General features: G+C 63.7%; 11 protein-coding genes. 8 read left to right on the top strand and 3 right to left on the bottom strand.

What is annotated here, in order from left to right:
- Positions 1 to 181: 181 nt before the first annotated feature.
- From QSJ19_RS21610 to QSJ19_RS21575, 8 genes are all read left to right on the top strand, one after another.
- Positions 182 to 1480, top strand: coding sequence for an LLM class flavin-dependent oxidoreductase (locus QSJ19_RS21610; RefSeq protein WP_286323057.1), 1299 nt, complete (start codon positions 182 to 184; stop codon positions 1478 to 1480).
- Positions 1473 to 2696, top strand: coding sequence for an acyl-CoA dehydrogenase family protein (locus QSJ19_RS21605; protein ID WP_286323056.1), 1224 nt, complete (start codon positions 1473 to 1475; stop codon positions 2694 to 2696). Before QSJ19_RS21610 ends, QSJ19_RS21605 begins: the two co-directional genes overlap by 8 nt.
- A 35-nt stretch (positions 2697 to 2731) precedes the next feature.
- Positions 2732 to 4048: an NtaA/DmoA family FMN-dependent monooxygenase gene (locus QSJ19_RS21600; protein ID WP_286323055.1), complete on the top strand. Its 1317-nt coding sequence runs from the start codon at positions 2732 to 2734 to the stop codon at positions 4046 to 4048.
- Between the two features lie 227 nt (positions 4049 to 4275).
- Entirely contained in the window at positions 4276 to 5787 is a 1512-nt protein-coding gene (locus QSJ19_RS21595; RefSeq protein WP_286323054.1) for an ABC transporter substrate-binding protein, read from the top strand.
- A 52-nt stretch (positions 5788 to 5839) separates the two neighbouring features.
- Entirely contained in the window at positions 5840 to 6808 is a 969-nt protein-coding gene (locus tag QSJ19_RS21590) for an ABC transporter permease (RefSeq protein ID WP_286323053.1), read from the top strand.
- Positions 6805 to 7698 carry an ABC transporter permease gene (locus QSJ19_RS21585; RefSeq protein ID WP_286323052.1) on the top strand — a complete coding sequence of 298 codons (894 nt, stop codon included), beginning with the start codon at positions 6805 to 6807 and terminating at the stop codon, positions 7696 to 7698. Before QSJ19_RS21590 ends, QSJ19_RS21585 begins: the two co-directional genes overlap by 4 nt.
- Complete coding sequence (locus QSJ19_RS21580; protein WP_286323051.1) at positions 7695 to 9341, top strand: dipeptide ABC transporter ATP-binding protein; 1647 nt, start codon at positions 7695 to 7697, stop codon at positions 9339 to 9341. Before QSJ19_RS21585 ends, QSJ19_RS21580 begins: the two co-directional genes overlap by 4 nt.
- A gap of 76 nt (positions 9342 to 9417) precedes the next feature.
- The gene (locus tag QSJ19_RS21575) at positions 9418 to 10782 is read left to right on the top strand and encodes an NtaA/DmoA family FMN-dependent monooxygenase (protein ID WP_286323050.1); all 1365 of its coding nucleotides are present in this window, start codon (positions 9418 to 9420) and stop codon (positions 10780 to 10782) included.
- Positions 10783 to 11194: 412 nt separating this feature from the next.
- Here QSJ19_RS21575 and QSJ19_RS21570 read toward each other — a convergent pair whose 3' ends face one another.
- From QSJ19_RS21570 to QSJ19_RS21560, 3 genes are all read right to left on the bottom strand, one after another.
- A complete protein-coding gene (locus QSJ19_RS21570) occupies positions 11195 to 11695 on the bottom strand; it encodes a hypothetical protein (protein WP_286323049.1) in 501 nt (166 codons plus the stop codon).
- Positions 11696 to 11819: 124 nt separating this feature from the next.
- Entirely contained in the window at positions 11820 to 12356 is a 537-nt protein-coding gene (locus QSJ19_RS21565) for a GNAT family N-acetyltransferase (RefSeq protein ID WP_286323048.1), read from the bottom strand.
- A gap of 13 nt (positions 12357 to 12369) precedes the next feature.
- A complete protein-coding gene (locus QSJ19_RS21560; protein WP_286323047.1) occupies positions 12370 to 13323 on the bottom strand; it encodes an ABC transporter substrate-binding protein in 954 nt (317 codons plus the stop codon).
- Positions 13324 to 13389: the final 66 nt, after the last annotated feature.

Genomic DNA, 13389 nt, shown 5'->3' with positions numbered 1-13389 from the left:
CCCGCTTGGGCAATCCATTCCAGAAGACCGAATTAAGCGCAGCGCAATTGAAACGATACCGAACATCTCGGGGATCGATAAGGTCTGCTACGGCCCATTCACCGGCTCTCCGCCACAGACACTTCCGACGAGATCGACCGCTGGGGGAAATCACATGACTTCGAGACGAGTTCACCTCACGGTGAATTACAATCCGGGCCTCGGCGCGCACCCGGCGCGCTGGCGCGTCGTCGACGATCCACGGCAGTTCTGGGATATCAACACCTACATCAAGATCGCACAGGTGGCCGAGCGCGGCACCTTCGATGCGGTGTTCCTCTCTGACACCCCATCCCTGCGCGAGACGGTGCCGACTCATCCTTGGCACACTCTCGATCCAATCGACGCGCTCACCGCCATCGCGGTCTCGACGGACCGGATCGGTCTCATCGCGACGGTCTCGACGACCTACAACGAGCCGTACAACCTGGCACGCCGCTTCTCGACGCTGGATCACATCTCGCACGGGCGAGCAGGATGGAACATCGTCACCACGTGGAACCAGAACGCCGCCTCCAACTTCGGAGTCGATGCGCCAGATCACGACACCCGGTACGGGCGCGCAGACGAGTTCGTCGATCTGGTGACCAAGCTCTGGGACAGCTGGGAGGACGACGCGTTCGTCGGCGACCAGTCCGGCGGGGTGTTCATCGATCCCGCGAAGGTCCACGCCGTGGAACACATTGGCACGTACTTCAAGTCACGTGGTCCGCTGCAATTGCCCCCGTCACCGCAGCGCCATCCCGTACTGATTCAGGCCGGGGCCTCCGAACTGGGCCGCACCTTCGCCTCGAAGCATGCCGACATCGTCTACACCATTCGACACACGGTCGGCGACGGTCAGGACTTCTACGCCGACATCAAGAGTCGTGTCGCGACCCAGGGACGTGACCCCGAGAAGGTCTTCGTGCTCTCGGGCGTGTACCCGGTCGTGGGCAGCACCGAGCAAGAGGCACGGGAGCACCTGGCTCAACTCGATCAGTACATCGATCTCGATGCTTCGCTCGCCCAGCTCTCCGAACGTATTCAGCTCCCGCTGAGCCGGGCAGATCTCGACAAGCGGCCTCCTGCTCGTCCGTCTGGCTGGGACCAGGCGAACATCTCGCACGGCCTGACCGATGCCGCGTGGCAGGCACTCGAGAAGAACAAGGACCTCACTCTCCGAGAGATCCTGCTCGGACACCGCACGTCCATCAGGCATCTCGTCGGAACACCCGAGCAGATCGCCGACGATCTCGAGCTCTGGTTCCGCTCCGGTGCCTCCGACGGGTTCAACGTGAGCGCGACGCACTTCCCGGAAGGTATCGAGCGATTCGTCGATCACGTCGTGCCGGAACTGCGCAAGCGCGGGCTGCTCCGTGACGAGTACGAGGGCAGCACCTTCCGCGATCATCTGGGTCTTGCGGTACCCGAAAGTCAGTACACGAGTGCGCATGTCTGAACTCATGACCCAGGTACCGGTTCTGCATACCGCAGACGACGCGTATCGGGCGGCCGACGAAGTGGCCGCGATCGCGCGCGCCGGCGCGGTGGCCCGTGACAAGACACGACAAGCCCCGCTGTCGGAGATCGACGCGATGTCAAGATCGGGGCTCTTGGGCATCCGTGTCCCCACGAGATTCGGCGGGCCGGATCTGCCGCACAGCGTCGTCGTCGAGATCACTCGGCGAATCTCGGTGGCGGATCCGGCCTTTGCCCAGTTGTATCTCACTCATTGGGTCGTGCAGGAGCGGCTGCGGCGTGAACCCGTCCCCGCGGTCGCCTCCGAGATCTATGCCGAGGTACTCGCCGGCGCACACCTCGGGAACGCCAACTCAGAACGCGGCACCGCGCAGGCGACCGCATGGCGCACGAGCATATCCCGACAAGACAAGGGGACATACCTGCTCAACGGTGAGAAATACTACGCGACCGGAGCGCTGGGAGCGTCGTGGATAGCCGTCGGAGCGGTGATCGAGCACGATCAGCGACGCCGGGCGGTCGTCTTCGTGCGACCAGATGCGCCGGGAGTGAAGCTGGACCTCGACCAGTGGTCGGGGTTCGGGCAGCGGTCTAGTCACAGTGGAGCCGTGTATCTGCACGATGTCGCGGTCAGGCCCGAGTTCGTGTTGGATGTGAGCCCGCCGGCAGACGGCAACCTACCGCCGAAAACCCAAGGCGCGGTCGATCAGTCGATACATGCCGCGATCGACGTCGGCATCGTGCGGGCCGCGCTGGGAGATGCCGTGGAATTTGTCCGGACCAGAAGCCGCCCCAAACCCGAATTCGACTCGCGGCCGGTCGTTGAGGAGGAACTCGTCCAGCACACATTCGGGCGTCACCAGGCGCTGCTGCACGCGCTCGAAGCCTTGTTGCGCCGCGCGGCCCACTCCATCGACGAAGCACATTCCGCCCCTGAGCTCACCGACGAGAACACCGCTGCCGCATCACTCGCGGTGGCCGAGGCCAAGGGGCTGGCAAACGACATCGGTATCGATCTGGTCAGTTCGATCTTCGACATCCTGGGAAGTTCGGCCACCGACGAGAGCCTGGGTCTGGACAGACACTGGCGCAACATCCGTACTCATTCACTGCACGATCCGGCGCGCGCCAAATTCGTGCTCACCGGACGGCACCTGCTGACGGGTGAGAGGCCGCCGCGTCACCTCAACGTCTGACTGTCCTACCACCGCGCGAATCGCAGGAACCCTCCATGACAAGACAACTGATCTTCAATACCGTCGTGCAACACCGCACCCCGGCGGGGTGGCTCCACCCGGACGCACCCGATTCCGCCGCCGAACTCGACATCAACAGCTACATCCGGACCGCACAACTCGCCGAAGAGGCCAAGTTCCATTCGATCTTCCTGGCGGACACGCTCTACGTGTCGGACTATCTGTCGGTCGCTCCCCCGCTGACGTTGGAACCACTGGTCACTCTTGGTGCGGTGGCGTCGCACACCGAGCACATCGGGCTGATCGCGACGGTGACCACGAGTTTCTACCCGCCGTATCATATTGCCCGACTCTTCAACTCGCTCGACCACATCAGCAGGGGAAGGGCTGGCTGGAATATCGTGACTTCGGCACAAGACGCCGAAGCGAAGGCTTTCGGGCTCGATGCGCTCCCCGACCACGAAGCCCGCTATGAGCAGGCAGGCCATTTCGTCGACGCGGTACTGCATCTGTCGCACACCTGGGAACCGGACGCGCTGGTCCGCGACCGCGCCACCGGTCTGTACGCGGACCTGTCGAAGATCGACTTCTCGACTGCTCAGTTCGGCCCGTACAAGCTGGGCGCACCTCTCGATATACCCCCGTCACCACAGGGACACCCGGTGCTCGTCCAGGCAGGCCGCTCGGCCAGCGGTATCCACTTCGCCGGCAAGTACGCCGAAGTCGTGTTCTCGGCGGTCGCGACCATCTCCGAGGCAGTGACATTCCGTCAGCAGATACGCGATGCGGCAGCGCGGGCGGGCCGCAACCCGGACGCGGTGAACATCGTTCCGATCCTCGGAGCGCACGTCGGCTCCACGGAGGAAGAGGCGCGGCGGACGTTCGAGGAGACAGAACGCGCCTCCTCGCCGCGCTACGCCGCAGTCATCATCTCCTCGTACACCGGACATGATTTCGGCCCCGACCCGCACTGGGATTCACCCGTCCCCCGCCTGCCCGATGTCGCGTTCAACGGTCAACAGGGACGCTATGACAAGCTCCGCAAACTCGTCGACGACGGTTACGACACCCTGGGAAAGCTGCAGCGGGTGTTCACCGCGTCGCGCGGCGGGAATCTGGTCGTCGGAACTCCCGAACAGATCACCGGGGTCGTCGAGGAGTGGTTCCACGCGGGGGCGGTCGACGGTTTCAGCGTCAGTTCCTCGCTGCTCCCGGGCGGTCTGGCGGACTTCACCAGAGAGGTGATCCCGCTGCTGCAACAGAAGGGACTGTTCCGCGAGGACTATCCCGAGCAGGAATCGACGTTCCGGGAGGATCTCCGGATCACCAGCGGGCAACTCGCCCAGGCATAGCAATTCCGCCCAGGCATGGTAGTTCGCAAGCACACCGGCACAGTCACACCTGCCGCGTGCAGTTGCATGGCCGTATACACGTGAAAGGTTGAGAAGGCGTGCGCAGAAGACTGAGGATGTTCGCCGTCGGGATCGCGACAGTTGCGCTGGTCGCGGCCTGCTCGGGAAACTCCGGCGATTCGGGCACGGGTTCACCCGGGCAACCACGGACCGGGGGTGATCTGACATTGGCCATCAACGACTCCGTCCGGTCCCTCGACCCACATATCGCCACGCCGAACTTCTCCGAAGCGCTGGTCAACCAGAACGTCTACGACAAGCTGCTGTGGCAGGATCCGAAGACCGGGGACTTGAAGCCGTGGCTCGCAACGAAGTGGGAAACCAACAACGACGCAACCAGTTTCAGGTTCTGGCTACGCCCCGGCGTCACCTTCAGCGATGGCAGTGAGCTCGATGCCCAGGTCGTCAAGGACAACCTCGACCAGCTCGCCAAGGGAAACGAAGAGCTCGGACTCGCCCCCGTACCCGCTTTTGCCACCAACTACGGCGGCACCACGGTGCTCGCACCTGATGAGTTGGAAGTCACCTACACCCAGCCGGCCGCTTCATTCCTCAATGCGACGTCGTTCTATCCGGGCGCGATCCTCGGGGAGGCCACGCTCAAGAAGTCGGTGAGAGACCGTCAGGTCCCCGCCAACCTGGTGGGATCGGGTCCGTTCACGGTGAAGAGCTACGCCGTGCAGGGCGACACCGTACTGGCCCGCCGGACGAACTACAACTGGGCACCGGCCGACGTGGGCCACAGCGGTGCCGCGTATCTCGACAGCGTGACGTTGCGTCAGGTATCCGACGAGGGTGTCCGCGTCGGAGCGGTCCGATCACAACAGGTGGACGTCTCGCTGGGTATCAGTCCGACGAGCGAAAAGATCCTGGACGCCGGAGGACTGCAGGTCATCGGCAAGCCGTTGCTGGGGTGGGACATCGGCTTCTACTTCCAGGTGAACAACGCACCGACAAACGACCCGAGCGTGCGCAAGGCCATTGTGCTGGGCTGGGACCGTGACGGGGCACGCAAGCTGGTGACGAGCAACTACAGTCTTTCCACCTCGGTGGTCTCAAAAGGTGTGCCCGGCTGGGTTGATCACAGCAACGATCTGACCTATGACCCGAGCGCAGCTGCGAAACTCCTCGACGACGACGGCTGGAAACCCGGAGGTGACGGGATACGCGTCAAGGACGGCAAGCGGCTGACGGTGAAGGCCATCGGTATCACCAATTTCGTTGTCAATCAGCCACTCTACGAGTACATCCAGTCGGACTTGAGGAAGATCGGCATCCAACTCGACCTCCAGGTGCTGCCTATCGCCGACTACGGCGCAGCACAAACCAGCGCAAAGCGGGACGGCACGTTGAACGCCTCGATCGCGGGTCAGGGCCGGGACGACATCTCCGTGATCAGACAGACTCTGTCGCCGACCTACAGCAACCTCCTGGGCCTCAAACCCGGTGACCAGTATTATCAACCGCTTGTCGACGTGACTGCGAAGCTGGACTCGACCACAGACCCGGCCAGGCGAGCGCAGTACGCTGCCGACGCACAGAAATACATCATCGACAACGCGTTGGTGAACCCCGTGTACACGACCCAGTCGGTCCAGGCAGCGAACAAGAATGTGCAAGGCATCACCTTCGACTCGCTCGGCCGGAATTTCCTGTACACGACCTGGCTCAGCAACTGAAGGGCCGAGATGTGGACGACTGTGCGGCGTATCGGAGAAGTGAGGTGACACGATGCTTCGCTACGTCCTGTTGAAGCTGGCGACGGCGGTGGGAGTGGTGTGGGCGGCCTACACGCTGTCGTTCCTACTGCTGTTCGCGTTGCCCAGCGATCCGGTGACCCATCTGTTCGACCCGAACGAAGTCCAGCAGATGACCCCGGAGGATCTGGCGAACCTGCGTCACTACTACGGGTTCGACCGCCCCCTGATCATCCAGTACGTCCAACGGCTCGGCCGAGCCGTTCACGGTGACTTCGGCAACTCCGTGCATTTCGGGCAGCCGGTCTCATCCTTGGTGTTACACGCTGTTCCGTCGACATTGATGCTGGCGTTCACCAGTCTGATCGTGGCCGTGATCATCGCTCTCGTGGTGACGGTGATCGCCAGCTACGTGCAGCGGCCCTGGCTTTCGAACCTGGTCGCCGCCGTCCCCGCGGTGGCGGTGTCCTTTCCCACCTTTCTGATCGGACTGCTGTTGTTGGAGATGTTCGCGTTCAGGCTCGGGATGTTTCCTGCGGTGGGGAACGAGGGACTGTTGTCGTTGGTCCTGCCCAGCATCACGCTCGCCATCCCGGTCTCCGCGCCGATAGCGCAGCTCCTGCTGAAGAACTTCGACGAGGAACTCGAGAAGGGTTACATGATCACGTCAATCATGAAGGGATTCAGCAGGTTCGCTGCGCTGACACGCGAGGTGCTACGCAACGCGTCCATGTCGGCGTTGACGATCGGCGGGATCATCTTCGGCAACCTGCTGGCCGGGGCGGTGATCGTGGAGACCGTCTTCTCCCGGCCCGGGCTGGGCGGAATCACCGAAACTGCGGTGCGCCAACAAGATTTGCCGCTGGTCCAGGGGGTTGTGGTCCTGGTGGCGGTTGTCTTCGTCGTGGTCAACCTGATCGTCGACCTGATCTACCCGCTGCTCGATCCGCGGCTGCGGACGGTCCTGCCCCTCCGGGGTAACACACGGGTCACCGCATCATGACCTCCCTCGAACTCGAGGCGGTTGTCGGAGATGACCACGACGACCAGACCCGGCAGACGCATTCGGCGCGCAGGAGCGGTGCGTCGAGACTTGTTTCCGCCGTGCGCAAGCCCGGCCTACTCCTGTCGGCGGCCGTTTGGGTGGTCCTATTGTTGTGGGCGGTGCGACCCGGCTGGTTCACCGGCCACGACCCTCTGGCCACCGATTCCCAGGTCCTGTTCGCGGGTCCGAGTTCACAGCACCTGTTCGGGACAGACGAGCTGGGCAGGGACGTGTACTCACGAGTGGTTCATGGCACGTCGCAGACGCTGCTGGCAACGTTCGTCGCCGTAGTGCTTGGCCTTGTCTGCGGCGCCGCCATCGGTGCCACGGCGGGATTCCTCAGAGGACGCGCCGACAGCACACTGATGCGATTCGTCGACGTACTACTGGCGATCCCGGCCCTTCTGCTGGCGATGACGGTCGTCACCGCGCTCGGCTTCGGTACGACGAACATCGCCATCGCGGTCGGTATCGGTGCCGTTGCGTCGTTTGCCAGGGTCACACGGGCCGAGGTCCTGCGTGTCTCCGGAACCGGATATGTGGAGATCGCCCGGACACTGGGCACGTCCCGGAGAAAGACCTTGCTCCGCCACGTCTGGCCGAATGCCGCCGGACCTGTGCTCGCGCTGGCCGCGCTCGAAGTGGGACAGGCGATTCTAGCCGTCGCAGCACTCGGATATCTGGGCTACGGCGCACCGCCGCCGCAGCCCGAGTGGGGTCTGGAGGTCGCACAGGGAACGCAGTACCTGTCGATCTATCCGTGGGTGCCGCTGGCCCCGGGGTTCGTCACTCTGATAGCGGTACTCGCCACCTATCGGATCAGCAGGGCGATCGGGGGACGATCATGACTCCCGCTCAGGCACCACTCCTGGAGATCGAGAATCTCACGGTTGTCTACGATGGGCACGATGGCGGTCCCGCGGTGTCATCGGTGTCGCACACCGTCGCTCCCGGCGAGTTCGTGGCAGTTGTCGGCGAATCCGGCTCGGGCAAGTCCACTACGGTGCAAGCCGCGCTCGGCATCCTGCCCGCGACCGGTCGTATCACGTCCGGCCGCATCCGCTATGACGGAACAGATGTCACCGGTTGGTCGCATCGGCGGCTCACCAGGCTGCGGGGAGCATTCGTTGGCTACATACCGCAGGACCCCTCGACAGGTCTCAACCCGGTCAAACGGGTCGGTCGGCAGGTCACCGAAGCCATCCGGCTGCACCACCGGGCGGGAACCGACGAGGTGCGAGCGATCGCCCTCGACCGTTTGACCCAGGCCGGACTGACCGATGTCGAGACCGTCTACAAGCGCTATCCGCACGAGCTCTCCGGCGGCATGAGGCAGCGCGTGCTCATCGCCATCGCTTTGGCCAACAGCCCGAAACTCGTGGTCGCCGACGAACCCACGTCGGCGCTCGATGTCACGGTGCAAAAGAACATCCTGGATCGGCTGGCCACCCTGCGCGAGGAACTCCGACTCGGAATTCTCTTCGTCACACATGATCTCGGCATCGCAGCCGAACGTGCCGACCGGATCGTAGTGATGAAGGACGGCAGGATGGTCGAGGAGGGAACTGCCGCCGGAGTACTCGAGAACCCAAGCCACCCATACACTGCCGAACTCGTACGCAACGACCCTGCCCTGATCGCCAGGCGGCTGACGCCGAGCACACACATCGTCAGCGCACCTGAACAACCCGCACCCGACCGTTCCGTGCTGCGGCTGGACAGCGTGAGCAAGTACTTCTCCACGTCACGCACCAGCAACGGTCCGGCTGCCGTGGCCGAGGTCTCACTCGAACTGCGAGACCGGCGAACCCACGCGATTGTCGGAGAGTCCGGGGCCGGCAAGACGACGCTGGCAAGGCTCGCCGTCGGCCTGGAGACAGTCTCTGCCGGGCAGGTTCTCATCGACGACGAAGTGGTGTCCGGCCCCGGCACACGCTACCGACGGCAGGCCTACCGTCACATCCAGTACGTCTACCAGGATCCGTTCAGCTCACTGAACCCGAAGATGTCTGTGAAACAGATTGTGCTGGAGCCAGTTCAATCGTTCGGATTACTCAGCACAAGAGCAGAGGCAGTCAGCCGTGTCAGCGATCTGCTCGACGCAGTGGGACTGCCCGGCAAGTTCGCCGACCGTCGGCCCGGCGAACTGTCGGGCGGACAACGTCAGCGCGTCGCCATTGCACGCGCTCTCGCGGTCGATCCAAAGATCGTCGTGCTCGACGAAGCGGTCTCGGCGCTCGACGTCCTGGTGCAGAGCCGAATACTCCAGCTCCTCGTCGACCTGCAAGCTGCTTTCGGGCTCGCCTATCTCTTCATCACTCACGACATCGGCGTCGTACGACTCATCGCTGACGACATCTCCGTGATGCGCGGCGGACGCATCGTGGAATCCGGTCGGGCCGAAGACATCCTGACCGATCCGCGCGAGGAGTACACCCAGCAGCTCATGGCCGCAGTCCCGACCACCCGCTACAAGGAGGCACTCAGATGAGGAATTTCCACGCAGATGCTGTTCTCTCGGAGCCGAATCCAGCTTCCGGCGCCCGCCAGACACGGAAATCACCACGATGAGCGACCGCCGACGTCTCCTGCTGGCCCACTCCTTCTGGCCGCAGGGTCGCCACGGCAGTTCATGGCGACTACCCGGCGCAGGCATCCTCTGGGAGTCGAATCCCGCGTACTACCGGGACGCCGTGCTGACGGCTGAACGCGGTCTCTTCGACTATGTGTTCGTGGGAAGCCTGGAAGCCGCGCGGCTGCCCGATGTGGCAACGCTCGCCGGCAGCAGTACTCCGCGGAAGGGCTGGCGAGGTGCGGGCGGGTCAGGCCACTATTGGTCGCAGAACACGCTTTTCAAAGCAGACCCGTTTACCACGCTCGCCTACCTGGCCGGGATAAGCAACGAGGTCGGACTGATCGCGACGTTCAACACGGTCTACCACCACCCCTACTCGGTGGCGCGGCAGGCGACCTCGCTCGATCTGCTGAGTGGCGGCCGGGCCGGACTCAACGCGGTGACCGGATGGACGCCCGACGCGGCGAGGAACTTCGGCCTCGAAGACGCCCCCACCGACGAGGCGCGCTGGGCGCAGGCTGAGGAATTCGTCCAGGTTCTGCGCGCACTGTGGGACGGGTGGGAAGATGGCTGGCTCGTCGGGGACAAGGACAGCGGGATCTACATGGATCCTTCGCGGGTGCACGCAGCCGATTTCCGCGGCCAGTACTTCGACGTCGCCGGACCGCTGAACCTACCGCCCTCACCACAGCGCCGGCTGCCCCTCGTCGTTGCGGGAACCTCGGAACGCTCGGTGCAGTTCGGTGGTGAGTACGCCGACATCAGGTTCGTCGCCTTCAATGATGATCAGGCCGAGTCGTACCGCGTGCAGAAGGATGCGGCGGCTGCACACGGCCGCGATCCCGAGTCCTACATCCAGATGGCGGGTGTGACGTTCTATGTCGGCGAATCATCGGCTGCAGCTCACGCAAAGTTTCGCGAGGTGCAGGAACTGTCGACCGTTCCCTTCGAGGCAGCCTCTCTGGGCTCGTACCTCGGTGTCGACCTCGGAGACGCAGGTCCCGACGAGAAGGTGAACGACGTCATCGATGTCGGTGCCACGGCGACGCCATGGCTGATCCGCGATGCGCTCGCCGGATACGGTAGCGACGACATAACCTTGGCCGAACTGGATCGATTCGTGTCCAACGCGCCAGGGAACCAGCCCTCGGTCGTCGGATCCGGGCACGAGGTGGCCGACTGGATCGAGGAGAGCTTCGTGGAACGAAAGTTCGACGGTGTCGTCGTGTTCTCCCCCTACCAGCCCGATTCCCTTGATGCATTTGTCGACCTCGTGGTACCAGAGCTGCAGCGCCGCGGTCTTTTCCGTACCTCGTACGAGGCCGGCACGCTGCGTGGCCGACTGGGACTGTCATGAGCCGGGAATGCGGGACATCAGCGATCCGTGGCGGGCGACACGTCAACGACGTCGTCCTGCCCGGAACCTGAAGGTGGCGAACCCGACGGCGTGGCGCGGCACGGTGCAGTGAGCTGAGCCGTCCTGGACTGAAGGGAGACCTCGTTGCGGCCGCCCATGGGGCCACCAACCTCGATCTGCCCTGGTGTGGGTGTCGGGCAGTCGGCGGACGGTTCGTGGCGCCTTCGAGGTCGGGCAGCCTCACTCCCGAGACGAGCCGGTTGGACCAGTGCGAGTATCGAACCCACGCAGGAATGTGATGATCGCTGAATGATCGCCCACACCGACGATCGGGTCTTCGTCGGCGGCTGGTCCGATCGCATCGTCATCGCGGGCGGCGACAGCGGCCACACCTTCGAACACGTTCTGATCATCACGATCCCGGCGCCACCCGATGCAGTCGCGGCTCGATCGTCAGGGCGAAGCCTTCCGCGTCGACGACAATCGGCCGCAGAGGCGTGCCGGCACCGAGATTCCGCCCGTCCGTGAAGTCGCAATGTCCGTTCGGGTTGACCACGACCGTCCTACCGCCGACAGGATCGACGAAAGTGATCCGGGCGGCACCGTTCAGCTCCAGGGGCTGACGCCCGATGGCGTCGTGCAGCCATCGTGACAGGAACGGGTATGCGCGGTACACGATGGTCCGTGACCGTGCGCCGCCGCCTGTCACGGCCGGCGGTGGAACCTGGACCGGGGAAAACCATGGAGTCAGCGTGCTCTCCGTGGAATGTCCCGGAGCAGACTCCCCATTGGCCGGCTGGTTGGGATCGGGCGCCACCGGCACGGCCGAGGCCGAGGCTGCCAGAAATGTGGATCCGACTATGGCCAATGACGCGCCAAGCGCCATCACCGACATCGTCACACGAGTTGTCATGCGCCCAGGATGTGTGTCACCGATCTCGACCGCAAGAGTACGACCCACGACGAATCCGAGCACTGGGCGCGGCGCTGAAGTGGATACCATTTTCTCATCGTGTCGGCGTGGACCGCCCGTGAGATCACCTCGAGTGCGGCGACGGCACTTGTTTGCTGAAGGCATGCGGCACCCGGCCAGTCGGATAGAGTGCCGGGTCGAACTCCGCGGTGTATCCGGCGGTCACGTACAGCGCCACCGCCTCGGGCTGTTGCCAGCCCGTCGTCAGATGGATACGACGATAGCCGAGCGACGCAATCCGGCGCTCCAGTTCGTAGACCACTTGCCGACCGTATCCACGCCCACGGTGTGCCGCCGAAGTCCATATGCGCTTGAGTTCGGCCGTCTGTACGTCGAAACGTCGGAAAGCGCCACCCGCCACGATGTGTTCACCGTCGTCGCCGAGCACCAAGGCGCCTCCAGGAGCGGAGAACTCCGCGGCCGGGTAGGTGAAGATCTCCTCGCGCAACAGTTCGACCGGATGTCCGTATCTGGTCGCATACTCGAGAGCCAGATCGTCGAGCATCGGCCGTGCGCGCGGATCGTCTTGCGCCACGGCAACAAAGCGCAGCGACTGACGACGCTGGTTCGCCTCACCATGCTCCGTCCCGGGGTGGCTCATACCCACCAGGCCGTCAGCCGGCCGACCGCGGAAGGCCCGGTGGATTCAGTTCAGACTTCTCGACCGCCTCGCTCTTGAGATTCCACCGTTCGAGCACCGTGGTGTAGTCGCCGTTCTCGATGACCTTGTTGAGGGCCGCGTGCACCGACCTGATCAATGGATTGCCCTTCTTGGTGGTCGCCGCGATCAGGCCCGTGAGGCGCTCCCCCGCTCCGGAGACCTCGCCGACGATCTTCGTCTCATTGGGCGTGTTGCGAACCTGTGCATCATGGAACGCGTTGATCGGGTTCGGACCGAAGTAGCCGTCGATCTGGCCCGACGTCAAAGCTGACCAAACGCTGGTCGTGTCTTGGAAATACTTGATGTCGATGCCCGGTTTGCCCTCGGACTCGAGCCGATCGGCGTACCCGATGAGGATCTTCTCCTGGTTGGTACCGGAACCGACAGCGATGGTCTTACCGCTCAGATCCTGATAACCGTCGAATGACAGTGTGGAGTCCTTCGGCACGATCAGCGACAGCACATCCGTGCGATAGGTGGCGAAGTCGTAGAGGTCCTTGCGGGCCTCGGTCACGGTGATGTTGGAGAACCCGACATCACTGCTGCCGCTGTCGATGCCGAGGAACAAACCCTCCCATGATGACCGGCGGAACTCGGGTCTGAGCCCCAGGACCCCGGCAACCAGGGTGGCGATGTCGACCTCGTCGCCGATCCAGACGGTGTCGTCATCGGTCGCGGGGAAAGTGAACGGCGGGTTGCCCGCGCCGGAGCCCTGACCGATGAGCAACGTGCCCCGGTCGCGGATCGCCTGCGGCACGGTGGCCGCGATCGCCTCGTCCCGCGCAGGCACGATCCGATTCTGGTTCGCCGTCAGGTTCAAGGACTCACCCGAAGCAGTCTTCACCTGCTGGGTGGTGTCATCGACGTCGGTGGAGCAACCCGTGCCGACCAATGTCACTGTCAACATCGCTACCGCGACGATCGTGCTGAGCCGCCTTCGTCGGCCGCTTCCGGGAAAGAGAATTGTCGTCAT

It is taken from the genome of Gordonia sp. ABSL11-1 (assembly GCF_030315685.1).
In the GTDB taxonomy this organism is placed as follows: domain Bacteria; phylum Actinomycetota; class Actinomycetes; order Mycobacteriales; family Mycobacteriaceae; genus Gordonia.
This window is presented reverse-complemented; position numbering and strand designations above follow the sequence as displayed.

Coding starts and splice junctions, on each gene's coding strand:
- QSJ19_RS21605 (WP_286323056.1), top strand. CDS start 1,473: ATGTCTGAACTCATGACCCAGGTACCGGTTCTGCATACCGCAGACGAC.
- QSJ19_RS21600 (WP_286323055.1), top strand. CDS start 2,732: ATGACAAGACAACTGATCTTCAATACCGTCGTGCAACACCGCACCCCG.
- QSJ19_RS21590 (WP_286323053.1), top strand. CDS start 5,840: ATGCTTCGCTACGTCCTGTTGAAGCTGGCGACGGCGGTGGGAGTGGTG.
- QSJ19_RS21585 (WP_286323052.1), top strand. CDS start 6,805: ATGACCTCCCTCGAACTCGAGGCGGTTGTCGGAGATGACCACGACGAC.
- QSJ19_RS21580 (WP_286323051.1), top strand. CDS start 7,695: ATGACTCCCGCTCAGGCACCACTCCTGGAGATCGAGAATCTCACGGTT.
- QSJ19_RS21575 (WP_286323050.1), top strand. CDS start 9,418: ATGAGCGACCGCCGACGTCTCCTGCTGGCCCACTCCTTCTGGCCGCAG.
- QSJ19_RS21570 (WP_286323049.1), bottom strand. CDS start 11,695: ATGACAACTCGTGTGACGATGTCGGTGATGGCGCTTGGCGCGTCATTG.
- QSJ19_RS21565 (WP_286323048.1), bottom strand. CDS start 12,356: ATGAGCCACCCCGGGACGGAGCATGGTGAGGCGAACCAGCGTCGTCAG.
- QSJ19_RS21560 (WP_286323047.1), bottom strand. CDS start 13,323: ATGTTGACAGTGACATTGGTCGGCACGGGTTGCTCCACCGACGTCGAT.